General features: G+C 71.3%; 18 protein-coding genes and 1 riboswitch. Of the genes, 10 read left to right on the forward strand and 8 right to left on the reverse strand.

Translation table 11 applies throughout. The features are described 5' to 3' along the window. Positions 1 to 29 precede the first annotated feature (29 nt). From ACIODU_RS02815 to ACIODU_RS02825, 3 genes are all read right to left on the reverse strand, one after another. Positions 30 to 1,166 (reverse strand): cystathionine gamma-lyase, encoded by a 1,137-nt coding sequence (locus ACIODU_RS02815; RefSeq protein ID WP_401763513.1) that lies wholly within the window; start codon positions 1,164 to 1,166, stop codon positions 30 to 32. A gap of 125 nt (positions 1,167 to 1,291) precedes the next feature. Next, the gene (locus ACIODU_RS02820; RefSeq protein ID WP_401763117.1) at positions 1,292 to 1,576 is read right to left on the reverse strand and encodes a hypothetical protein; all 285 of its coding nucleotides are present in this window, start codon (positions 1,574 to 1,576) and stop codon (positions 1,292 to 1,294) included. A 6-nt stretch (positions 1,577 to 1,582) separates the two neighbouring features. Next, on the reverse strand, positions 1,583 to 1,963 hold the full coding sequence (locus ACIODU_RS02825) for a phage holin family protein (RefSeq protein WP_401763120.1): 381 nt from the start codon (positions 1,961 to 1,963) through the stop codon (positions 1,583 to 1,585). 14 nt (positions 1,964 to 1,977) lie between these two features. Between ACIODU_RS02825 and ACIODU_RS02830 the strand changes: the two genes are divergently transcribed. The 4 genes from ACIODU_RS02830 to ACIODU_RS02845 all read left to right on the forward strand — a co-directional run bounded on the left by ACIODU_RS02830 (position 1,978) and on the right by ACIODU_RS02845 (position 4,293). Then, positions 1,978 to 2,295 (forward strand): cupin domain-containing protein, encoded by a 318-nt coding sequence (locus ACIODU_RS02830; protein WP_161312527.1) that lies wholly within the window; start codon positions 1,978 to 1,980, stop codon positions 2,293 to 2,295. A gap of 263 nt (positions 2,296 to 2,558) precedes the next feature. Further along, a complete protein-coding gene (locus ACIODU_RS02835) occupies positions 2,559 to 2,774 on the forward strand; it encodes a DUF5326 family protein (protein ID WP_356418072.1) in 216 nt (71 codons plus the stop codon). Between the two features lie 196 nt (positions 2,775 to 2,970). Further along, complete coding sequence (locus ACIODU_RS02840; RefSeq protein WP_401763124.1) at positions 2,971 to 3,759, forward strand: IclR family transcriptional regulator; 789 nt, start codon at positions 2,971 to 2,973, stop codon at positions 3,757 to 3,759. 99 nt (positions 3,760 to 3,858) lie between these two features. Next, positions 3,859 to 4,293: an SsgA family sporulation/cell division regulator gene (locus ACIODU_RS02845; RefSeq protein ID WP_161312540.1), complete on the forward strand. Its 435-nt coding sequence runs from the start codon at positions 3,859 to 3,861 to the stop codon at positions 4,291 to 4,293. Positions 4,294 to 4,360: 67 nt separating this feature from the next. Here the strand turns inward: ACIODU_RS02845 and ACIODU_RS02850 are convergent, their stop codons facing one another. Then, entirely contained in the window at positions 4,361 to 5,704 is a 1,344-nt protein-coding gene (locus ACIODU_RS02850) for a YibE/F family protein (protein WP_356418068.1), read from the reverse strand. A 70-nt stretch (positions 5,705 to 5,774) separates the two neighbouring features. Further along, positions 5,775 to 5,921: riboswitch (TPP riboswitch) on the forward strand. Here ACIODU_RS02850 and thiC point away from each other — a divergent pair. Continuing rightward, positions 5,914 to 7,737, forward strand: coding sequence for a phosphomethylpyrimidine synthase ThiC (thiC, locus tag ACIODU_RS02855; protein WP_401763126.1), 1,824 nt, complete (start codon positions 5,914 to 5,916; stop codon positions 7,735 to 7,737). (Overlaps the previous riboswitch by 8 nt.) Before the next feature lie 105 nt (positions 7,738 to 7,842). On the opposite strand, the gene ACIODU_RS02860 is transcribed toward thiC, so the two are convergent. From ACIODU_RS02860 to ACIODU_RS02870, 3 genes are all read right to left on the reverse strand, one after another. After that, complete coding sequence (locus ACIODU_RS02860) at positions 7,843 to 8,676, reverse strand: hypothetical protein (protein ID WP_401763129.1); 834 nt, start codon at positions 8,674 to 8,676, stop codon at positions 7,843 to 7,845. 169 nt (positions 8,677 to 8,845) lie between these two features. Then, positions 8,846 to 10,105, reverse strand: a complete 1,260-nt coding sequence (locus tag ACIODU_RS02865; protein ID WP_401763516.1) for a metallophosphoesterase — start codon at positions 10,103 to 10,105, stop codon at positions 8,846 to 8,848. A 263-nt stretch (positions 10,106 to 10,368) separates the two neighbouring features. After that, positions 10,369 to 11,481, reverse strand: a complete 1,113-nt coding sequence (locus ACIODU_RS02870; protein WP_161312533.1) for a LacI family DNA-binding transcriptional regulator — start codon at positions 11,479 to 11,481, stop codon at positions 10,369 to 10,371. A gap of 483 nt (positions 11,482 to 11,964) precedes the next feature. Between ACIODU_RS02870 and hisC the strand changes: the two genes are divergently transcribed. The 5 genes from hisC (at position 11,965) to ACIODU_RS02895 (ending at position 21,424) form a co-directional block, all read left to right on the forward strand. Continuing rightward, positions 11,965 to 13,047, forward strand: coding sequence for a histidinol-phosphate transaminase (hisC, locus tag ACIODU_RS02875; RefSeq protein ID WP_401763519.1), 1,083 nt, complete (start codon positions 11,965 to 11,967; stop codon positions 13,045 to 13,047). Positions 13,048 to 13,306: 259 nt separating this feature from the next. Further along, on the forward strand, positions 13,307 to 14,815 hold the full coding sequence (locus ACIODU_RS02880; protein ID WP_356418060.1) for a cytochrome ubiquinol oxidase subunit I: 1,509 nt from the start codon (positions 13,307 to 13,309) through the stop codon (positions 14,813 to 14,815). A 14-nt stretch (positions 14,816 to 14,829) separates the two neighbouring features. Beyond that, positions 14,830 to 15,837, forward strand: a complete 1,008-nt coding sequence (gene cydB, locus ACIODU_RS02885; RefSeq protein WP_401763132.1) for a cytochrome d ubiquinol oxidase subunit II — start codon at positions 14,830 to 14,832, stop codon at positions 15,835 to 15,837. 14 nt (positions 15,838 to 15,851) lie between these two features. After that, entirely contained in the window at positions 15,852 to 19,604 is a 3,753-nt protein-coding gene (gene cydD / locus ACIODU_RS02890; protein WP_401763135.1) for a thiol reductant ABC exporter subunit CydD, read from the forward strand. Between the two features lie 20 nt (positions 19,605 to 19,624). After that, positions 19,625 to 21,424 carry a GAF domain-containing sensor histidine kinase gene (locus tag ACIODU_RS02895; RefSeq protein WP_401763136.1) on the forward strand — a complete coding sequence of 600 codons (1,800 nt, stop codon included), beginning with the start codon at positions 19,625 to 19,627 and terminating at the stop codon, positions 21,422 to 21,424. A 46-nt stretch (positions 21,425 to 21,470) separates the two neighbouring features. On the opposite strand, the gene ACIODU_RS02900 is transcribed toward ACIODU_RS02895, so the two are convergent. Then, entirely contained in the window at positions 21,471 to 22,316 is an 846-nt protein-coding gene (locus tag ACIODU_RS02900) for a Cof-type HAD-IIB family hydrolase (protein ID WP_401763139.1), read from the reverse strand. Positions 22,317 to 22,572: the final 256 nt, after the last annotated feature.

Here is a 22,572-nt window from a genome sequence, read left to right on the forward strand (position 1 = left end):
GGACCGTCCGACGTGGGGGGCGGGCGGGGTTACGGGGTGACGGGGCGGCCCGCTTCGTCCAGGGCGCGCAGGACGTCCGCGACGAGGTCCTCGGGGTCCTCGGCGCCGACGGAGAAGCGGACGAAGCCTTCCGGTACGGCGTCGCCGCCCCAGCGTCCGCGCCGCTCCGCGGTGGACCGTACGCCGCCGAAGCTGGTCGCGTCGTCGACGAGCCGCAGTGCGCCGAGGAAGCGCTCGGCGTGGTCCCGGTCGGGCAGGACGAACGAGACGACGGAACCGTACCGCCGCATCTGGCCGGAGGCGACGGCGTGCGAGGGGTCGCCGGGCAGGCCCGGGTAGCGCAGCCCGGTGACATCGTCGCGGCTGCTCAGGGTCTCGGCGAGGGTGAGGGCGGTGGCGCACTGCCGGTCGACGCGGAGCTGGAGGGTGGCGAGCGAGCGGTGGGCGAGCCAGGCCTCCATGGGGCCGGGGATGGCTCCGACGACCTTGCGCCAGCGCCGTACGCCCGCCGCGAGTTCGGGGTTCGCGGTGGTCACGTGGCCGAGCAGGATGTCGCCGTGGCCGGTCATGCCCTTGGTGTCGCTGGCGACGGAGAAGTCGGCGCCCAGTTCGAGGGGGCGCTGGCCGAGCGGGGTGGCGAGGGTGTTGTCGACGGCGACGAGGGCGCCCGCGGCGTGGGCCTCCTTGACGAGGCGGCGGATGTCGCAGACGTCGAGGCCGGGGTTGGAGGGGGTCTCGATCCACAGGAGGCGCGCGCCGGCGAGGACGGCGAGCTGGGCGTCGCCGCCGGTGGGGGCGGTCCGTACCTCGATGCCGTACGCCTCCAGGCGTTCGCGCAGCAGCGGCAGCGCCTGGTAGCCGTCGTCGGGCAGGACGACGGCGTCGCCGGCCCGCAGCTGGGAGAAGATCACCGAGGAGATCGCGGCCATGCCGGAGGCGAGGACGAGGGTCTCGACGGCCTGGCCGGGGGCTTCGAGTTCGCTGATGGCGCGTTCGAGGTGGGTCCAGGTGGGGTTCTCGTCGCGGCCGTAGGTGTAGGGCCCGGTCGGTTCGCCGGGGAGGTGGAAGTGGGCGGCGAAGACCGGTCCCGGGAGGGTCGGTTCGTACTTGACGGGCTCGGGCAGCCCGGCCCGTACGGCGCGGGTGCCGTCACCGACGGTCCGTATGTCCTCGCCGACGGTGCGCGTGCCCTCCCCGACGGTGCGTGTGCGCTCTCCGCCGGTGCGCGCGTCTTCCTCCGCCGCGCCGCCGCCGTGGGTCGTTCTGTCCCCCGTGGTGCTGTCCTTGCCGGTCATGCCGCCTCCTCCACTGCTGTGCGTACGGTGCTGAGCAGGCCCTCGCTCGCGGCCTCCACGCTCTCCAGACATTCCTCGAAGCCTGCCAGATCCCCGTCGTAGGGGTCGGCCACGTCGAGATCGCCGTCGCCTTCCTGCCCGCCGCCGGTGCCGGCGCTGTCCACCTCGACGAGGGTGTCCAGTCCCGCTTCGGCCAGGCGGGCGCGGAAGACGGACGCGGCGACGGGTGAGCGGCAGATGTTCCCGGTGCGGACGAAGCACACGCGGTAGGGGGACGGCATCGGGGGTCAGTCCTCGTCGTCGGGGAGCGCGACGTTGAGCGCCCACGACACGACGGAGATGATCAGCCCGCCGAGCACCGCCGTCCAGAAGCCGTCCACGTGGAAGTCCAGGGTCAGCTTGTCGGCGAGCCAGGACGTCAGGAGCAGCATGAGGGCGTTGACGATCAGCGTTATGAGCCCGAGGGTGAGGATGAACAGCGGCAGTGTGAGCAGCTTCACCATCGGCTTGACGATCACGTTGACCAGGCCGAAGAGAAGGGCCACGAGCACCAGGGACAAGGTCTTCGAGGCGGTGCTGTCCCCGGTCAGGGTGATGTCGTGGACCAGCCAGATGGCGACCGCCAGCGCCCCGGCGTTGGCGATCGTCTTGACTACGAAATTCTTCATGGTGTGATCGTGACATGAAGGCATTTCGACTTGATGAGCTGGAGGCGGAGCGCGCCGCCAACGACGGGGCGTATCTGCAGTTCGTGCGGGAACGCAACATGTCCGTGGGGTTGTACGCGCTGGACGCCGGTGAGACCGACCCGCAGCGGCCGCACAGTCAGGACGAGGTGTACTTCGTCGTGAGCGGCCGGGCGTCGATCACGGTGGGGATGGAGACGACGCAGGTCGGCCGGGGCAGTGTGGTGTACGTGCCCGCGGGGGTGGCGCACAAGTTCCACCACATCACGGAGGATCTGCGGGTGATGGTGGTCTTCTCGCCGCCGGAGGGCTGACCGGGCCGTCTTCCGGAGTCCCGGGGCGGGCTGCCTCGGGCTCGGGCTGCTCTCATGCTGCTTCGTGCTGCCTGGTGTGACCGCTCCCCGGGGCGCTGGACCCCCAGGGCGGGCTCAGGGCGGGTCTCAGGGTCGGATCAGGGGAGAGCGGGGGGCCGCGAGCCTCCGCCGGGGCCGTCGCCGATCTAGCATCGGGGATGTCGGGTCGATGCGTCAGGTGTCGATGTGCGAGGTACTGGGCGAAGCGAGGTAGGGCGATGGCCGTGCGGGAGATATTCACGGGGATGCCGTGGTGGGTCAAGTGGATCGCGGTGCCCGTGATCGCCATCGTCGTGTTCGGCGGGCTGATCGCCACGGTGGTCGGCATTCTGATCTCGCTGCTGTTCAAGCTGCTGCTCTTCGTCGCGATCGTCGGCGGTCTGGTCTATGTCGTACGCAAGTTCATGTCGTCCTCGTCGTCGTCGCGCGACGGCTGGTAGGACCCGGGTCGGTGGTCCGTACGGGCGTTAGCCCGCGCGGGGGAAAGGTGAACGGGAAACCACCCCTGGGCGTGGCCTGCCCCTAGAGTGACAACCCTCTGCCGCGCCCTCGGAATGCACCGTGGGAGATCGTCCTGGCCTGCGGTTCATACGATCCTTCCGGGCGGGGCCTCAGGATTCCCTCGGGGGTGACCTCATGGCCACAGCTGCCACAGCTCCACGTACCCCGGCGCCCACCCTCATCGGGTCGGTCCGGCGGGCGCTGCGACTGCTGGAGGCGGCGGCCTCCCACCTCGGCGGCGCGCCCGCCAAACAGCTGGCCCGCGAGGCCGGACTTCCGCTGCCCACCGCGTACCACCTGCTGCGCACGCTCACGCACGAGGGTTATCTCCGGCGGGAGAGCGGGGTGTTCGTCCTCGGTGACGCCGCGCAGCGGCTGGTGCGTGGCGAGGGAGTGCAGAATCGTCGCGGCAAGATCGCGGACGCGATCGGCAGCTGGCGGGACACGATCGGTGTGCCCGTGTACTTCGCGGTCTACCACGAGGGTGAGATCGACCTCGTGTCCGTGGCCGACAGTCCGGAGCGGCCGGCCGTCGACGAGTGGGCCGACTTCCGCGAGACGGGCCACGCCCACGCGATCGGCCTGTGCCTGCTGAGCCAGCTCGACGGCGCGTCGCGCGACGATCACCTCGACCGCCATCCGGTGAGCCCCCTCACGCCCCATTCCGTACGGGACCGGATCGCCCTGCTGGAGCGCCTGGAGCGCCTGGGATCGCCGGGGCGTACGGAGCCGGTGGTGGAACGTCAGGAGTACGCGCTCGGCACGGTCTGCGCCGCTGTGCCCGTCGCCCTGGGGACGACGGCCGCCGCGTTGGCCATTTCCGTACCTTGCCATCGGGAGGATGAGCTACTTCCCGCTGCTGAGCGGTTACGGAGAGAGATCGGATTTCTGCTGACCTCGGTCGACTTGTCTATCAGTATCTGAAAAATTACTCCTTGTGATCTGCGGGCCCTTACAGGACGATGGCGTCGAGAGGGTCAGGGATCATTCCCAGCCACAGCTTCATCTACTCCGGAGTACATGATGCGCGAGTCGGTCCAGGCCGAGGTTCTGATGAGTTTCCTCGTTTCAGAGGAGCTCTCGTTCCGTATCCCGGTGGAACTGCACTACGAGATGGGGGATCCGTACGCGGTGCGGATGACCTTCCATCTGCCCGGCGACGCGCCCGTGACCTGGACCTTCGGCCGTGAGCTGCTGCTGGACGGCATCAACACGCCCAGTGGTGACGGTGACGTGCACATCTCGCCGACCGAGCCCGAGGATCTGTCGGACGTCCACATCCGGCTCCAGGTCGGTGAGGACCACGCGCTGTTCCGGGTGAGCGCCGCGCCGGTCGTGGCCTTCCTGGACCGTACGGACCGGCTGGTCCCGCTGGGCCAGGAGCGCACGCTCGGCGACTTCGAGGGCAACCTGGAGGAGGCGCTGGGCCGCATCCTGGCGGAGGAGAACGCGGGCTGAGGCGGACTGCCGCGGGCTGACGCGGTCACCCCCTCACGCCGGCATCTCCTCACCCAGGCCGGCGCCGTCACTTCCTGCGGCGGCGGCCCCTGCTTCCGTGCGGGCGCACCGCCGTGCCCTGTCCCGGCACCGTGGGCGCCGTCTCCCGTCCCGCGGCCCCCGACCGGTCCGCGGAGACCACCAGCGCCGCCAGGGCGGTGGTCACCGGCACGGACGCGACCAGGCCGATCGACCCGACCAGGGTCCGTACGATCTCCTCCGCCACCAGCTCGCTGTTGGCGACCGTGCCCACGCCGGACTGCGCGATGGAGAAGAGCAGCAGCAGCGGCAGCGCCGCGCCCGCGTACGCCAGGACGAGCGTGTTGACCACGGACGCGATGTGGTCGCGGCCGATGCGGATGCCCGCCCGGTAGAGGGCGCGCGGTCCCATCGACGGGTCCGCGGCGTGCAGTTCCCAGACCGCCGAGGTCTGGGTCACCGTCACGTCGTCGAGGACACCGAGCGACCCGATGATCACGCCGGCCAGCAGCAGACCGCTCATGTCGATGTGCGGATAGAGCCCGTGGATCAGGCCGGTGCTGTCGTCGGTGTTGCCGGTCAGGCTCGCCCAGCCGATGAAGATCGAGCCCAGCAGTCCGATCAGCATCAGGGAGACCAGCGTGCCGATGACCGCGACCGACGTTCTCGCGGTCAGGCCGTGGCACATGTAGAGCGCGATGAGCATGATCGCGCTGGCCCCGACCACCGCGACGACCAGCGGGTTCGAGCCTTGCAGCACGGCGGGCAGGATGAAGAGCGTCAGCACCCCGAAGGAGACCGCGAGGGCGATCAGCGCCATGAGCCCGCGCAGCCGCCCCACCACGACCACCGCGAGGGCGAAGATCCCGGCGAGCAGCGCCATGGGGAGGTGGCGGTCGACATCGGTGACCGAGTACTGGAGATCGTGCGGCGCGTCGGGCGCGTACGCCAGGACGACGCCCTGTTTCACGTGAAACTGCCGCGGCGCGTCCGGCTGGACGACCTCGATGAAGGTGCGCCCCTTCTCCTTGCCGCTGGTGACCTCGACGGTGGCCTTCTTGCACTGCCCGGTCTCCGCCTGCGCCGCCTCCCGCCCCTCGGGGGTCGAGGTGTCGCCGGTCGACGGGACCTGCGAGGCGTTCACGTCCTTGCAGTCGACCGCCACGAGCTTCACCACCCGGCCCTGCTCGGTCTGCCGGTCGAAGCCGACCCCCGTGCGCTCGTGGGCGGGCGCGCCGCCGGGCCACAGGACGACCAGACCCACGACCACGGCCGCGGCGAACGGGATCAGCACCGCCGCGATGACCTTGCGCAGGTGCTGGGAGACCGGCTCGGCAGGCCCGTGGCTGTGCGTGTGGCCGTGCGTTTCGTGGCTCTGCTGGGGTGTGGTCACCCCCCGATCATCGCAAGAAGCGGGAGGCCCTCTGTTCAGCACGCCGGTCGTGGGGCTAGCGTGGAGACACCTTTGCACACGCGGGAGCTCGGAGCACCGGGCTGAGAGGGCGTTGACGTGGAGTCCCGGGGACCTTCCCCCCGGATTCCCGCCGCTGCGCCGACCGCCGAACCTGTTACCGGGTAATGCCGGCGTAGGGAGTAGGTCTCATGACCGTTCAGGACGCACACACGCCTGCCTCGGAATCGGATTCCCCGGGCGAATCGGGGAATCCGGGCGGGGCCGTGGATCAGAACGGGACCGAGAGGTCCATCGGCTGGCACAAGGGATACGTCCAGGGCTCGCGCCCCGACCTCCTGGTGCCCGTTCGTCAGGTGCATCTCACCAACGGCAAGGACGTGACGCTGTACGACACGTCGGGGCCGTACACCGACCCCACGATCGAGACGGATGTCCGCCGCGGACTCGCGCCGCTGCGGGAGAACTGGATCATCGGGCGCGGTGACACCGAGGAGTACGCGGGCCGTCCGGTCCGCCCCGAGGACGACGGGCTCAAGCACACCTCGCCGCGCGGGGGGCTGCGGAACCTCGACGCGGTGTTCCCGGGCCGGCCGCGCCAGCCCCGGCGGGGCCGGGACGGGCAGGCGGTGACGCAGCTCGCGTACGCGCGCCGTGGCGACATCACCCCGGAGATGGAGTACGTCGCGATCCGGGAGAACGTCGCACCCGAGGTCGTCCGTGACGAGATCGCCGCGGGCCGGGCCGTCCTGCCGGCGAACGTCAACCACCCGGAGATCGAGCCGATGATCATCGGCAAGCGGTTCCTGGTGAAGGTCAACGCCAACATCGGCAACTCCGCGGTCACCTCCTCCATCGAGGAGGAGGTGGACAAGATGACGTGGGCCACGAAGTGGGGCGCGGACACGGTCATGGACCTCTCGACCGGCCGCAACATCCACACCACCCGCGAGTGGGTACTGCGCAACTCCCCCGTCCCCATCGGCACGGTGCCGCTCTACCAGGCGCTGGAGAAGGTCGACGGCAAGGCCGAGGAGCTGACCTGGGACATCTACAAGGACACGGTCATCGAGCAGGCCGAGCAGGGCGTCGACTACATGACGGTCCACGCGGGGGTGCTGCTGCGGTACGTGCCGCTGACCGCCCGCCGCAAGACCGGCATCGTCTCGCGCGGCGGCTCGATCATGGCGGCGTGGTGCCTGGCGCACCACAAGGAGTCGTTCCTGTACGAGAACTTCGAGGAGCTCTGCGACATCCTCGCCGCGTACGACGTGACGTACTCCCTCGGTGACGGCCTGCGGCCCGGGTCCATCGCGGACGCCAACGACGAGGCGCAGTTCGCCGAGCTGCGGACGCTGGGCCAGCTGAACACGATCGCCAAGCGGCATCACGTACAGACCATGATCGAGGGCCCCGGGCATGTCCCGATGCACAAGATCAAGGAGAACATCGACCTCCAGCAGGAGATCTGCGAGGAGGCGCCGTTCTACACGCTCGGCCCGCTGACGACCGATGTGGCGCCGGCGTACGACCACATCACCTCGGGCATCGGCGCGGCGATGATCGCCTGGTGGGGCACGGCGATGCTCTGCTACGTCACGCCCAAGGAGCACCTGGGGCTGCCGGACCGCGACGACGTGAAGACGGGTGTGATCACCTACAAGATCGCGGCGCACGCGGCGGACCTCGCCAAGGGGCACGCGGGGGCGCAGGAGTGGGACGACGCGCTGTCGGACGCCCGGTTCGAGTTCCGGTGGGAGGACCAGTTCAACCTGGCCCTCGACCCGGACACGGCGCGCGCGTTCCACGACGAGACGCTGCCGGCCGAGCCGGCGAAGACCGCGCACTTCTGCTCGATGTGCGGCCCGAAGTTCTGCTCGATGAAGATCTCGCAGGACATCAGGCGACAGCACGGCGGCGACCTGGCGTCCGAGGAGATCGAGGCGGGCATGGCGGAGAAGTCGAAGGAGTTCGCGGCAGCCGGCAACCGGGTGTACCTGCCCCTGGCCGACTGACCCCCTGACGCGCGGGCGGGGGGGACCCCGGCTCCGGCCGGGGTCCTCACCGTCCGCCGTTCTCGCCGCCCGCCCGTTCTCGCCGCCCGCCGTCGCGGGACGGGGCTATTCGGGCTGGTGTTCCGGGCCGCCGAAGTCGGGGCTGGTGAAGTCCGGGCTGCTGAAGGTGGGGCGCTGGTGGGCCGCTGAGCCCTCGTCGGGGCTGGAGAAGCCGGGGTGGGTGTAGCCGATCTTGGGGAGGTGGCCCACCGTACGGGGCGGTCCCGGGGCCGCGCGGCCCGCGCTCGGGTCGGCGAGGGCTCCGCGCAGGAAGGGCAGGATGCCGCGTTCCAGGAGGGCGTGGCGCCAGGCCTCCCTCGCCCGTTCGACCTCGTCCGGCAGCTCCCCGCCGGACTCCTCCGGGGCCGGGACCTCGGTGTCCCTGTTGCGTACGGCCGTGATGAGCAGGCCGACCGCCGCGCCCAGGATCCCGATCACGGTGACCGCGCCGAAGAACCAGCCCACCGCGAGCAGGGAGTCGGCGAAGGCGGGCGGCGGGGTCAGGGCCTTGAGGAGGTAGCCGACGAGCAGGAAGATCAGCGCCGCGGTGCCGCCGAGGACGGGGACCAGGACGGTGAGGACCGCCGCGAACCCCGCGCCCGTGTCGTCGTCCTCCGCGACCGTGGCCGGCTCCCTGATGGAGCCGTTCGGGGCCGGGGAGGAGACCGGCGAGCGGAACTCCTCGCGCATCTTGGCGTAGTGCTCGTACTCGGCGGCCGCGGCGCCGGCTATCCGGGTGGTGGCGTTGAGGGCCTTCGTGCGCAACTGCTCGGCGGTCAGGCGCCGGCCCACGTCGGCCAGATCCGGGCGTTCGTGCGCGTTGCGCAGCGCGTCGTCGAGGATCCGCTCGAACTCCGCGCGATCCTCGCTCAGCAGGTGCGGAGCGCTGTTCATGTGCATCCCCCGATGCTCCGTAGGGCCGATGCGCCCGCGTGAACGGGCGGTTGGCGGAAACGGAAGGAGAGCCTGCTACGGATAAGCCGATGGTAGAGCTGTTTTGCCGCGGGGTGACAGGGGGTTTCCGGAAAACACCGGATCCCCGTCGATCCGGTGGTGCGTACGGAACCGGTCAGTCGGCCAGCGGTAGCCGTACGACCAGCAGTTTCCCCGCCATGGTCACGCCGCCGTCCATGGCGATGGCCAGGCCGTCCGCGTACACGTGCGGCCCCTCCACCCCGGGGCCGCCGCCGTCGCCGTCCTGGGCGTCCTCGGTGCCGACCTCGCCCAGGAGATACGGAATGGGGCTGTGGCCATGGACGATGCGGTGTCCGCCGTACGTGGCGAGGAGTTCCTGGACGGCCTCGGGGCCGCCCTCGTCGCGGAACGCGAAGCGTTTGGTGAGCTTGCGGAACACGTCCCAGCACTCGTCCGCGTCGTTGCGCGTGAGGATCTGGTGGACGGTGTCGTTGACGTCGTCGATGGAGGAGCCGTAGTCCAGGTAGGCCGTCGTGTCGGAGTGCACCAGCAGGTGCCCGTCCTCCTCGACCACCGCGTCGAGCCGTGACATCCACTGGAGGTGGACGTCCTGGAGGCGCTCCATGTCGTTCTTCTGACCGCCGTTGAGGAGCCAGGCCGCCTGGAAGGTGGCGGTGCCCGCGCCGGAGTTGACGGGGGTGTCGCCGAACCGCTTGGCGCCCAGCAGCAGCAGCTCGTGATTGCCCATCAGGGCCTTGCAGTAGCCGCCCGCCGCCGCCGCCTCCGCGGAGAGCCGCATCACGAGGTCGATGACGCCGATGCCGTCGGGGCCGCGGTCGGTGAAGTCGCCGAGGAACCAGAGCCGGGCGTTGCCGGCCGACCAGTTGCCGGCGGAGTCGATGAGGCCCTGCTCGCCGAGGGCGTCGAGGAGTTCGTCCAGGTAGCCGTGCACGTCGCCGACGACGTAGAGCGGGCCGGGTCCGCCGGGCGCGGGAACGCCGTCGGGCCCCAGGTTCAGCTGGACGGTGACCCCCTCGGGGCCGATCACCGGGAGGTCGCGCTCGGTCGGGGTGTAGCCCTCCGGGACCTCGTCGGCGGGGATCGCGTTGCCGGGATGCCCGGACGTGTGCGCGGCCTCCTGGCCGTACCCGTCCACCTCAACGGACTGCGCGGGACGGTCCGGTTGCCCGAACTGCTCGGGCCCGAACTGCTCGGGCCCGAACTGCTCGGGCCCGAACTGCTCGGGCCCGAACTGCTCGGGCCCGAACTGCTCGGGCCCGGACCGCGCGGGATGCGCCGGTTGCCCGGACTGCACGGGAACCTGCGCGTACGGCGGTACGCGGAAGTCGCGCAACGTCGCCGTCCGCACCGCGGGTCCCTGACCGGCCCCCTGTGTCATCGACCCCTCCACCACCGTCGCGCCGCCGTACACCTCTCGGGCTCGCCCTCTCCGGTGGGCGTGTGCCCACCGGAGGTCAGGAAAGGTCCATGGTGTCGTGCGCCCATCATAGGAATCCCGCTCCTCCTGTGTGACGCACCAGGGGTGGTGAATCCGTTTCCACCTCAGGTTCGCCGGAGGTTTTCACGCCGATCACCCCAAATGTGAAAGGTCCGATCCTTCGGCGGGGGTACGGGCGGGGGTACGGAAGGGACCGGCCCGGCCCCGGTGGCGCTCCGTCAGTCCCCCGCCGGGGACCTGGGAGCGCTGACCGTGGTGCGGGGCGGGCGGCGCTGGGACGAGGTCCTGACGACCAGCTCGGTCGGTATCACCTGCTCGATCGGCGCGCCGGTGTTGATTCCTTCGATGGCGTCGATGAGGAGCTGGATGACGGCCGTGCCGATCCGGCGCGGTTTGAGCGAGAGGGTCGTGATGGGCGGTTCCGTCGTCGCGTACACGGTGGACTCGCTGCAACACACCAGCAGCAGGTCCTCGGGGACGCGCAGCCCGTACCGCCGGGCGGCGGCGAGCAGATCGGTGCCATTGGGGTCGAAGAGGCCGTAGACGGCGTCCGGGCGGTCCGGGCGGGCGAGGAGCCGGTCGGCGGCGACGGCACCCGCGCACGGGTCGTGGGCCGGGTAGGACTCGTAGACGGGGTCCTGGCCGACCCGCTCGCACCAGCTCAGGTACGCGGAGGTGGAGAGGCGGGTGTAGGTGTCGGTGGTGGTGCCGGTGAGCAGGCCGATCCGGCGGGCGCCCGCGTCGGCGAGGTGGTCGAGCAGGTCGAGGACGGCCGCCTCGTGGTCGTTGTCGACCCAGGCGGTGACGGGGAGGGTGCCCGCGGGCCGGCCGTCGGAGACGACGGGCAGGCCCTGGCGTACGAGTTCGGTGACGACCGGATCATGGTCGGAGGGGTCGATGACCACGGTGCCGTCGAGGGCGACGTTCGCCCAGACGTCGTGGCGTGAGGTGGCGGGGAGGATGACGAGGGCGTAGCCCCGGGCCAGCGCGGCGGAGGTGGCCGCTCTGGCCATCTCGGCGAAGTAGGCGAATTCGGTGAAGGTGAAAGGTTCATCCCCGTACGTCGTCACGGTCAGGCCGATGAGGCCCGATTTGCCGGTACGGAGGGTTCTGGCGGCGGCGGAAGGACGGTAGCCGAGGCGCTCGGCGACCTCTCGGACGTGGCTTCTCGTGGCGTCGGGTAAGCGTCCCTTGCCGTTGAGCGCGTCCGAGACAGTCGTGATGGAGACACCGGCTGCGGCTGCGACGTCCCGGATGCCCGCCCGACCCTGCCGGTTTCCCCGGCGGGTTGTGTCCGTCCGGCTCACCTGGTGTTTCCCTGCTGCTGTCATGGCCAGCCGATATTAGGGCGCGGGCGGGCGGTTGGGCCGGTCGCATATGCACCCCTCAGCAGGCACGTTTCTGCATGGTCAAAAGCCCCCAATGTCCTTGGATGACGTGGGGTTTGGCCGTCCCGGCTGTCGTCTGGCATGCATCGGACGGCATGTGCCTGTCGAAAGGTCCATGTTTCGAAGTTGTCTCAACTCACCTCTACGGGGGACGCGCGCCACGGCGCGGACCACGGGCGCGCGCCAGGAAGAAGTGCGCCCCCCCGCTCGACGCCCTCCGGGGTGACCCGCGTCACGGCGGGCCGGCGCGCTCCCGGGTGACCCGCGTCACCGAGGCCGGCGCCCTCCCGAGTGGCCCACGTCACCGGACCCTTCGCAGGGACCCCGAATCCTCCTATGGTGAGCAGTATTGAAAAGCGTGACACCCCTGACGCGACACCCGTGAACGGCCGAGGAGGACCTGCGGTGAGCAAGACGAGCCCTGCGGTGGGCGGCGGTACGGGGCCCAGGCTCCGTGCCGAGCTGGACGGCATCCCGACGTACAAGCCGGGCAAGCCCGCCGCGGCCGGCGGCCCCGCCGCGTTCAAGCTGTCCTCCAACGAGAACCCGTACCCGCCGCTGCCCGGCGTGATGGAGCGGGTGATCGCCACCGCCGGGATCTTCCACCGCTACCCCGACCTGTCGTGCGCCGGCCTGACCGAGGAGCTGGCCGGCCGCTTCGCCGTGCCGCTGGAGCACGTGGCGACGGGCACGGGCTCGGTGGGCGTGGCCCAGCAGCTGGTCCAGGCCACCGCCGGCCCCGGTGACGAGGTCATCTACGCCTGGCGCTCCTTCGAGGCGTACCCGATCATCACCCAGATCTCGGGCGCGGCCTCGGTGAAGGTGCCGCTGACCGGCACCGAGACGCACGATCTGGACGCGATGGCCGACGCCGTCACCGACCGGACGCGGCTGATCTTCGTCTGCAACCCCAACAACCCGACCGGCACGGTGGTGCGCAGGGCCGAGCTGGAACGGTTCCTCGACCGGGTGCCCGGTGACGTCCTGGTGGTGCTGGACGAGGCGTACCGCGAGTTCATCCGCGACGCCGAGGTGCCCGACGGGGTGGACCTGTACCGCGAGCGCCCGAACGTGGCGGTGCTGCGCACCTTCTCCAAGGCGTACGGGCTGGCCGGTCTGCGGGTCGGTTTCGCGATAGCTCATGAGCCGGTGGCGGCCGCGCTGCGCAAGACCGCCGTGCCCTTCGGGGTGAGCCAGATCGCCCAGGACGCGGCGGTGGCCTCGCTGCGTGCCGAGACGCAGCTGCTGGAGCGGGTCGAGTCGCTGGTCACCGAGCGGACCCGGGTGGCCGACGCGCTGGCCGGGCAGGGCTGGACGGTGCCGGAGACGCAGGCGAACTTCGTGTGGCTGCGGCTGGGGGAGCGCACGCTCGACTTCGCGGCGGCCTGTGAGGCGGCCGGGGTGATGGTCCGCCCGTTCGCGGGCGAGGGCGTACGGGTCACGATCGGCGAGACCGAGGCCAACGATCTCTTCCTCCAGGCGGCCGAGAAGTTCCGCGAGGAGCTGTGACCGGCTGAGACGAACCGGATGAGGGCGGCCTCCCGAGGGGGCCGCCCTTCGGCGTTCCGGGGGGCGTTTCACGGGTGCTCGACCCGTGCGCCTCGTTGGGGGGACCCCCCGAACGAAGGTCCGGATGGGGGTGCGCCATAATGCTTGTGAATGTGAACGCGTTCACAAGCGTGCCCCGTTTGCCACGTTCCGTACGCAATGCGGACCGGATCAAAGGGGCAAGCCGCCGCTCGACCACGGCGATGTAAGGAGTAACGACGTGGAACTCGCTCTGGCGCCGGAGACCCTGGCGCGATGGCAATTCGGCATCACCACCGTCTACCACTTCCTCTTCGTCCCGCTGACGATCTCGCTCGCCGCGCTCACCGCCGGGCTGCAGACCGCGTGGGTCCGCACGGAGAACCCGAAGTACCTCAAGGCCACGAAGTTCTGGGGCAAGCTCTTCCTGATCAACATCGCGATGGGCGTCGTCACCGGCATCGTGCAGGAGTTCCAGTTCGGCATGAACTGGTCCGACTACTCGCGCTTCGTCGGTGACGTCTTCGGTGCCCCGCTCGCCTTCGAGGCCCTGATCGCCTTCTTCTTCGAGTCCACCTTCATCGGACTGTGGATCTTCGGCTGGGACAAGCTGCCCAAGAAGATCCATCTGGCCTGTATATGGATGGTCTCGATCGGGACCATCCTCTCCGCGTACTTCATCCTCGCCGCGAACTCCTGGATGCAGCACCCGGTCGGCTACCGGATCAACAAGAAGTCCGGGCGCGCGGAACTCACCGACTTCTGGGCGGTGCTCACCCAGAACACCGCGCTCACCCAGTTCTTCCACACCATGACGGCCGCCTTCCTCGTCGGCGGCGCCTTCATGGTCGGCATCGCCGCCTTCCACCTCGCCCGCAAGAAGCACATCCCCGTGATGCGCACCTCCCTGCGGCTCGGCCTGGTCACCGTCGTCCTTGCCGGGATGCTGACCGCCGTCAGCGGCGACACCCTCGGCAAGGTCATGTTCAAGCAGCAGCCGATGAAGATGGCCGCCGCCGAGGCCCTCTGGGACGGACAGGCGCCCGCGCCGTTCTCCGTCTTCGCCTACGGGGACGTCCAGAAGGGCCACAACACCGTCGAGCTGGAGATCCCGGGGCTGCTGTCGTTCCTCGCGAACGACGACTTCAGCTCGCACGTCCCGGGGATCAACGACGTCAACAAGGCCGAGCAGGAGAAGTTCGGGCCCGGCGACTACCGGCCCAACATCCCCGTCGCCTACTGGGGCTTCCGCTGGATGATCGGCTTCGGCATGGCGTCCTTCAGCCTCGGACTCCTCGGCCTCTGGCTCACCCGCCGGAGGTTCCTGCTGCCCCAACGGCTGCGCACCGGCGAGGACGAGGTGCCCCACCTGGTGCTCTTCCGGAACAAGGCCCTCAGCCCGAAGCTCGCCAGGTGGTACTGGGTCACCGCCCTGTGGACGCTCCTCTTCCCCCTGATAGCCAACTCCTGGGGCTGGATCTTCACCGAGACCGGACGCCAGCCCTGGGTGGTGTACGGCGTGCTGCGCACGTCCGACGCGGTCTCCCCGCACACGTCCCAGACCGAGGTGCTCATCTCGCTGATCACCTTCACCCTGCTGTACGCGGTCCTCGCGGTCATCGAGGTCAGACTGCTCGTCACGTACGTCAAGGCGGGACCACCGGAACTCACCGACGACGACCTCGACCCGCCCACCCGGATCGGCGGCGACCACACGGACGCCGACCGCCCGATGGCCTTCTCCTACTGAAGGGCTGAGGAACCATGGAACTCCATGACGTCTGGTTCGTCCTGATCGCCTTCCTGTGGACCGGCTACTTCTTCCTCGAAGGCTTCGACTTCGGCATCGGGGTCCTGACCAAGCTGCTGGCCCGCGACCGTACGGAACGACGCGTCCTGATCAACACCATCGGGCCCGTCTGGGACGGCAACGAGGTCTGGCTCCTCAGCGCGGGCGGCGCGACCTTCGCCGCCTTCCCCGAGTGGTACGCCACGCTCTTCTCCGGCTTCTACCTGCCGCTGCTGCTGATCCTGGTCTGCCTGATCGTGCGCGGCATCGCGTTCGAGTACCGCGCCAAGCGCCCCGAGGAGAGCTGGCAGCGCAACTGGGAACACGCGATCTTCTGGACCTCGCTCCTGCCGGCCGTCCTGTGGGGCGTCGCCTTCGGCAACATCGTGCACGGCGTGCGGATCGACGCGCACAAGGAGTACGTCGGCACCCTCGGCGACCTGCTCAACCCGTACGCGCTCCTCGGCGGCCTGGTGACCCTGGCCCTCTTCACCTTCCACGGCACGGTGTTCGCCGCGCTCAAGACGGTGGGGGACATCCGGGTACGGGCGAGGAGGCTGGCGCTCGTCCTGGGGCCGGTGACCGCCGTCCTGGCGATCGGGTTCCTGCTCTGGACCCAGGCCGACAGCGGCAACGGCAGGAGCCTGGTCGCGCTGGTCGTGGCGGTGGCCGCGCTGGCCGGGGCGATCGGGGCGATCGGGAGGCGGCGGGAAGGCTGGTCGTTCGCGCTCTCCGGGCTGACCGTCGTGGCCGTCGTCGCGATGTTCTTCCTGACGCTGTTCCCGAACGTCATGCCGTCGTCCCTGAACGAGCAGTGGAACCTCACGGTGACGAACGCCTCGTCCACCCCGTACACCCTGAAGATCATGACCTGGGGGGCCGGGATCACGGCGCCCATCGTGCTGCTCTACCAGGGCTGGACGTACTGGGTGTTCCGCAAGCGGATCGGCACGCAGCACATCGCCGGGTCCGGCACGCACTGAGGACGGTGTTTCACGTGAAACCGATCGATCCGCGTCTGCTGCGGTACGCCCGGACCACGCGCCCCTTCATCGTGGCCGTGGTGGTCCTCGGGCTGGCCGGTGCCGGGCTGGTGATCGTCCAGGCGACGCTGATCGCCGAGGTCGTCGTCGGCGCCTTCCAGCACGGGGACTCCCCCTCGGGGCTGCGCACCCCACTCCTGCTGCTGGGCGCGGTCGCCGTCGGGCGGGCGCTGGTGTCCTGGCTGACCGAACTGGCCGCGCACCGGGCGAGCGCGGCGGTCAAGTCCGAGCTGCGCGGACGGCTCCTGGATCGGGCCGCCGAGCTGGGCCCGGGGTGGCTGAGCGGACAGCGGACCGGTTCGCTGGTCGCCCTCGCCACCCGGGGCATCGACGCCCTGGACGACTACTTCGCGCGCTATCTCCCCCAGCTCGGGCTCGCGGTGGTCGTACCGGTGGCGGTCCTGGCGCGGATCGTGACGCAGGACTGGGTCTCGGCGGCGATCATCGTGGTCACGCTGCCGCTGATCCCGCTGTTCATGATCCTCATCGGCTGGGCCACCCAGACCCGGATGGACCGGCAGTGGCGGCTGCTCTCGCGGCTCTCGGGGCATTTCCTGGACGTCGTCGCCGGGATGCCGACACTCAAGGTCTTCGGCCGGGCCAAGGCGCAGGCCGACTCGATCCGGCGGATCACCTCGGAGTACCGGCAGGCCACCCTCCGTACGCTGCGGATCGCCTTCCTGTCGTCCTTCGCGCTGGAGCTGCTGTCGACGCTGTCGGTGGCGCTGGTCGCGGTCGGTGTCGGACTGCGGCTCGTCCACGGCGACCTCGACCTCTCCACCGGGCTCGTGGTGCTGATCCTCGCCCCCGAGACGTACCTGCCGATCCGTCAGGTCGGCGCGCAGTACCACGCGGCGGCCGAAGGGCTCGCGGCGGCGGAGGAGATCTTCACGGTCCTGGAGACCGCGCCGCGCGTGGGCGGACGGGACGAAGTCCCGGCCGGTGCGGTCCGGCTGGAGCTGGACGGGGTGACGGTCCGCCACCCGGGCCGCGAGGAACCGTCCTTGGACGCGGCCACGCTGACGGTCGAGGCGGGGGAGACCGTCGCCCTGGTGGGGCCGAGCGGGGTGGGGAAGTCCACGCTGCTCCACGTGCTGCTCGGGTTCACGGTCCCGGACCAGGGCCGGGTACGGGTGGACGGGCGCGACCTGAGGTCGCTCGACCTGGAGCGGTGGCGGGAGCGGATCGCGTGGGTGCCGCAGCAGCCGTACCTCTTCGCGGGCACGATCGCGGAGAACGTACGGCTGGCGCGGCCGGACGCGGACGACACGGCGGTACGGGCCGCGCTGCGGGACGCGGGGGCGTACCCCTTCGTGGCGGCGCTCCCCCGGGGCGCGGAGACGGTGCTCGGCGAGGACGGGGCGGGGCTGTCGGCCGGGCAGCGGCAGCGGCTCGCGCTGGCGCGCGCCTTCCTCGCGGACCGGCCGCTGCTGCTGCTCGACGAGCCGACGGCGGCGCTGGACGGCGAGACGGAGGCGGGGATCGTCGAGGCGGTGGGGCGGCTGGCGCGGGGGCGGACGGTGGTCCTGGTGGTCCACCGGCCGGCGCTGCTCGCGGTGGTGGACCGGGTGATCACGCTGGCGTGGGGGGAGGGGGCGGGGACGGGACCGGCTTCGGGGGCGGGCGTAGGTGCCGGGACCGGAGGTGGGATCCGTGTGGATGTGGGCGGGGGCGCCGCTGGGTCTGGGATCCGTACGGATGCGGGCGGGGGCGTCGCTGGGGGTGGGATCGGTACGGATCTGCGCGGGGACGCTGCCGGGGGTGGGAGCGGTACGGATCTGGACCGGGGCGTCGCCGGGGTGGGGGCGGACCGCTTCGAGGTACGGGACCTCGCCGACGGCGCTGTCCCTGCGGGCCGCGAGACCGCCGCCCGCGAGACCACCGCCCGCGCGCAGCCGCTCGCGCGGATGCGGGCCGCCGCCGGGGCGCTGCGCGGACGCTTCGTCCTGGCGCTGGTCCTCGGCAGTCTCGCGCTCGGCTCCGCCATCGGCCTCATGGCCGTCTCCGGCTGGCTCATCTCGCGGGCCTCCCAGGAACCCCCGGTCCTGTACCTGATGGTCGCCGTGACGGCGACCCGCGCCTTCGGCATCGGGCGGGCCGTGTTCCGGTACGCCGAGCGGCTCGTGTCGCACGATGCCGTGCTCCGGATACTCGCCGACCTGCGGGTCTCCGTGTACCGGGGGCTGGAGCGCGTCGCGCCCGCCGGGCTCGGCGCGACCCGGCGCGCGGACCTGCTCTCCCGGCTCGTCTCCGACGTGGACGAACTCCAGGACTACTGGCTGCGCTGGCTGCTCCCGGTCGGCACCGCCGTGCTCGTCGGCGCGGGCACCGTCGGGTTCACGGCCTGGCTGCTGCCGGAGGCGGGCGCGCTGCTGGCCGTGGGCCTGCTCCTGGCCGGGGTGGGCGTGCCCCTCCTGAGCGGGGCCTTCGCCCGCCGGGCCGGCCGCCGGCTGGCGCCCGCGCGCGGGCTGCTGGCGACCCGGGTCGCCGACCTGCTGCGGGGCAGTGCCGAGCTGACCGTCACGGGCGCGCTCCCCGGCCGTCTCCGGCGGGCCCGGGAGGCGGACCGTACGCTCACCTCCCTCGCGTCGCGGGGGGCGAGCGCCGTCGCGCTGGGCGGCGGGCTGTCGGCGCTGGTGTGCGGGCTGACGGTGGCCGCCGCCGCGGTGGTGGGGGTGCAGGCGGTACGGGACGGGCGCCTGGCGGGCGTCGAGCTGGCCGTCGTCGTCCTGACGCCGCTCGCCGCGTTCGAGGCGGTCGCCGGGCTCCCGCTCGCCGTGCGGTACCGGCAGCGGGCCGCCGAGGGCGCGCGGCGGGTCTGCGAGGTCCTGGACGCCCCCGTACCCGTACAGGAGCCGGAGCGGCCCGCCGCCGCGCCCGGGTCGCCGTTCCCGCTGGAGGTGCGGGGGGTGTCCGCGCGGTACGCGGGGCAGCGGCGGGACGCGCTGACCGGCTTCGACCTGACGCTGACCCCGGGCTGGCGGGTCGCGGTGGTCGGCCCGTCGGGGGCGGGGAAGACCACCGTCGCCCAGGTGCTCCTGCGCTTCCTGGAGCCGCGCGAGGGCAGCTGGCTGCTCGGCGGCACGGACGCCGCCACGTTCGACGGCGACACGGTGCGGCGGTTCGTCGGGCTGTGTGCCCAGGACGCATACCTCTTCGACAGTTCCGTACGGGAGAACCTGAGGCTCGCCCGCCCCGACGCGACCGACGGTGAGCTGCGTGACGCCCTGCGCGGGGCGCGGCTGCTGGAGTGGGCCGACTCGCTGCCCGCGGGCCTGGACACGCTGGTCGGCGAGCACGGCGCCCGGCTGTCCGGCGGCCAGCGCCAGCGCCTGGCGCTCGCCCGGGCGCTGCTCGCCGACTTCCCCGTGCTGGTCCTGGACGAGCCGGCCGAGCATCTGGACCTGGCGACCGCGGACGCGCTCACCGCCGACCTCCTGGAGGTGACGGAGGGGCGGACGACGCTGCTCATCACCCACCGGCTGCGCGGTCTCGACGCGGTCGACGAGGTGATCGTGCTCGACGAGGGCAGGACCGTACAGCGCGGGCCGTACGACCGGCTGATCGCCGAGGAAGGGCCGCTGCGGCGGATGCTGGAGCGGGAGCGGGCCGGTGATCTGCTGCCCGTGTCGGGACCGCCGACTTTCGCCGTACCAGGATCACCGACTTTGTCCGTATCAGGGCTGCCGACTTTCCCCATCAAATAGGACTTACTACGCTCAAGGGCATGACCCTGCCCGAGTCGACGGAACACCTGGAGGCCGCCACCCGTGCGGCGCGCAGCCTCCAGGGCATGTCCACCGAGCTCACGGCACGGGTGCCGCAGCTGCTGGAAGCCATGCGGTCCGTCGGGACGGGGCTCGAACTGCACTCCACGCTGGATCGGATCTGTGAGACGGCGGCTCATCTCGCGGACGCCCGCTACGCGGCGATCGGCGTGGTCGACGAGTCGGGCGACGGCCTCTCCGACTTCGTGACCTATGGGGTGGGCACGGAGGAGGTACGGCTGGTCGGCGGCAGGCCCGACGGGCTCAGGGGCCTGCTGGGCGCGCTGATCCAGCAGTCGGGGCCGGTGAGGCTCGGCGAGCACGAGACGGGTCCCGGCGACGACGGTGAGGGGCGGGAGGGGCCGCCGACACGTACGTTCATCGGGGTGCCGATCCGGGTGCACGGCGCGCTGTTCGGGAACCTGTATCTCGCCGAGAAGCGCGCTTCCAAGGACGCGGGGGATTCGGGTTCCGGCTCCGGCCCTGGTGAGGGGGAGGGTGAGAGTGAGGGGGAGGCGGGGACGGCCGAGGACGCGGCGGTCGCGTTCGACGAGCAGGACCTGCACGTCCTGCGGGTGCTCGCCACGGAGGCCGGGATCGCCATCGGGCACGCGCGGCTGTACGAGGCGGCCCGGCAGCGCGAGCGGTGGATCGACGGCTCCGTCGCCGTCACCACGGCGCTGCTCTCCAACGGCGGCGCGGACGCCCTTGCGGTGGTCGCGGAACAGGCCCGCAGCCTCGCCGACTCGGCGGCCGGCGTGGTCATGCTGCCCACACCGGGCGACGGGCTGGAGATCGTCGCGATCTCCTCCGACCGCCCCCACCCGTCCTCCAGGCTCGGCATGATCGCGCCTCCCGAGAGCCCGGTCGTACGGTCCCTGCTGGCCGGCGAGTCCGTCTTCGTGGACGACTCCACCACCGACCCGCGCATGATCACCGACATGGCCCAGGGGTACGGCCCCTGCATGCTGCTGCCGCTCCACAGCGGGGGGCGGGTGCTCGGCGCCCTCGTCACGCCCCGCCCGCGCGGCGCGCGCCGCTTCACCGAGACCGAACGCATCCTCGCCACCCAGTTCGCCTCCCAGGCGGCCCTCGCGCTGATGATGGCCGACGCGCAGCGCGACCGGGAGCGGCTGGCCGTCCTGGAGGACAGGGACCGGATCGCCCGCGACCTGCACGACCTGGTCATCCAGCGGCTCTTCGCCACCGGGATGATGCTGGAGAGCGCCCAGCGCGGCCCGGTCGCCCAGGAGGCGCACCAGGGCATCGGGCGGGCCGTGGACGAGCTGGACGTGACCATCCAGGAGATCCGTACCGCCATCTTCGCGTTGCAGCGGGGCCCGGCGGAGGCGCCGTCCGGGCTGCGGACCCGCGTCCTGCGCGAGATCAAGACGGCGGCCGTGCCGCTGGGGTTCCAGCCGTCCCACCGCTTTGTCGGACCGGTCGACGGGCGGGTCGGCGAACTCACCGGGAAGAACCTGATCGCCGCGCTGCGCGAAGCCCTCTCCAACGCCTTCCGGCACGCGCACGCCACCCGGATCGAGGTGGTCGTCGACGCCACCGTCCGGCTGCCCGACGGACATGAGGCGGTGCGGCTGTCGGTGGCGGACGACGGTGTGGGGCTGCCCGAGAGCGGCCGGCGCAGCGGGCTGCGCAATCTCCAGCGGCGGGCGGAGTCGCTGGGCGGATCGAGCAGGTGTGTGGCGGGTCTGGGGGAGGACGGGGGCGGTACGACGGTGGTGTGGGAGGCGCCTCTTTAGGAGGCGGGCCGTTCGGCGGCCGGGGGCAGGGGCGCCGGTGGCTCTGTCAGAGGCGGGCCAGGATCTGTTCGATGACGACCGCGACGCCGTCCTCGTTGTTGGTGAGGGTGTGTCCCGAGGCGGCGGCCAGCACGTCGGGGTGGGCGTTGCCCATCGCGTACGACGTACCGGCCCAGGTCAGCATCTCCAGGTCGTTCGGCATGTCCCCGAACGCGACGACCTCGTCCGAGGAGATGCCACGCTCGGCGCAGCACAGCGCCAGGGTGCTGGCCTTGCTCACGCCCAGGGCGCTGATCTCCAGCAGCGCGGTGGGGCTGGAGCGGGTGATGGACGCGAGGCCGCCCGCGGCCGTCCTGGCCGCCGTCAGGAAGCCGTCCGGGGTCAGGTCGGGGTGGTGGGCGAGCACCTTCAGTACGGGGGCGGCCGCGTCCGGATCGTCCTCGCGCAGGAGCTTCTCGGCGGTGGCGACACTCGCGCCCGGGTCCAGGTGGAAGGCGGGGTAGTCCGGTTCGTAGTGGATGCCGGTGCTCAGCTCGATCGCGAAGGTCGTGCCGGGCGCCGCGTCGCGCAGGGCCCGTACGACGCCGAGCGCGGTCGCACGGTCCAGCGGACGGACACGGAGCAGCTCTCCGCCGGCGCGCAGGTCGACGACGGCCGCGCCGTTCGCGCAGATCGCCAGGCCGTGGCCGTGCACATACTCCCTGACGACGTCCATCCACCGGGCGGGCCGGCCCGTGACGAAGAAGACCTCGATGCCGGCCCGCTCCGCGGCGGCCAGCGCGGCGATCGTACGGTCCGAGACGGTCTTCTCGTCGTGCAGCAGGGTGCCGTCGAGATCGGTGGCGATCAGCCGGGGCCGGGCGGGGAGCGGGGAGTCGTCAGTGGAGGTCACGCGGCCATTCTCCCGTACGAAGGTGCACGGGCGTGCGGAGGGGCGCACATGTGAGTGCCGCGCGCCGCGCCTGGGGCGGCCCTGGCAGGGCGTCGGGCGGGACGCCGGGTGTGCTGTGGGGCCGACGCCGGGTGTGCTGCGGGGCGGGAGAAATTCCACCGGGATTGTCAGTGGCCGGCCCTAGGCTGGTTGTTGCTTCGCGATCTGTGAGGGGGGACCTCGCGATCGTCAACTCCCGTATGCGAGCACGCGAGGT

It is taken from the genome of Streptomyces sp. NPDC088261 (genome assembly GCF_044740805.1).
In the GTDB taxonomy this organism is placed as follows: Bacteria; Actinomycetota; Actinomycetes; order Streptomycetales; family Streptomycetaceae; genus Streptomyces.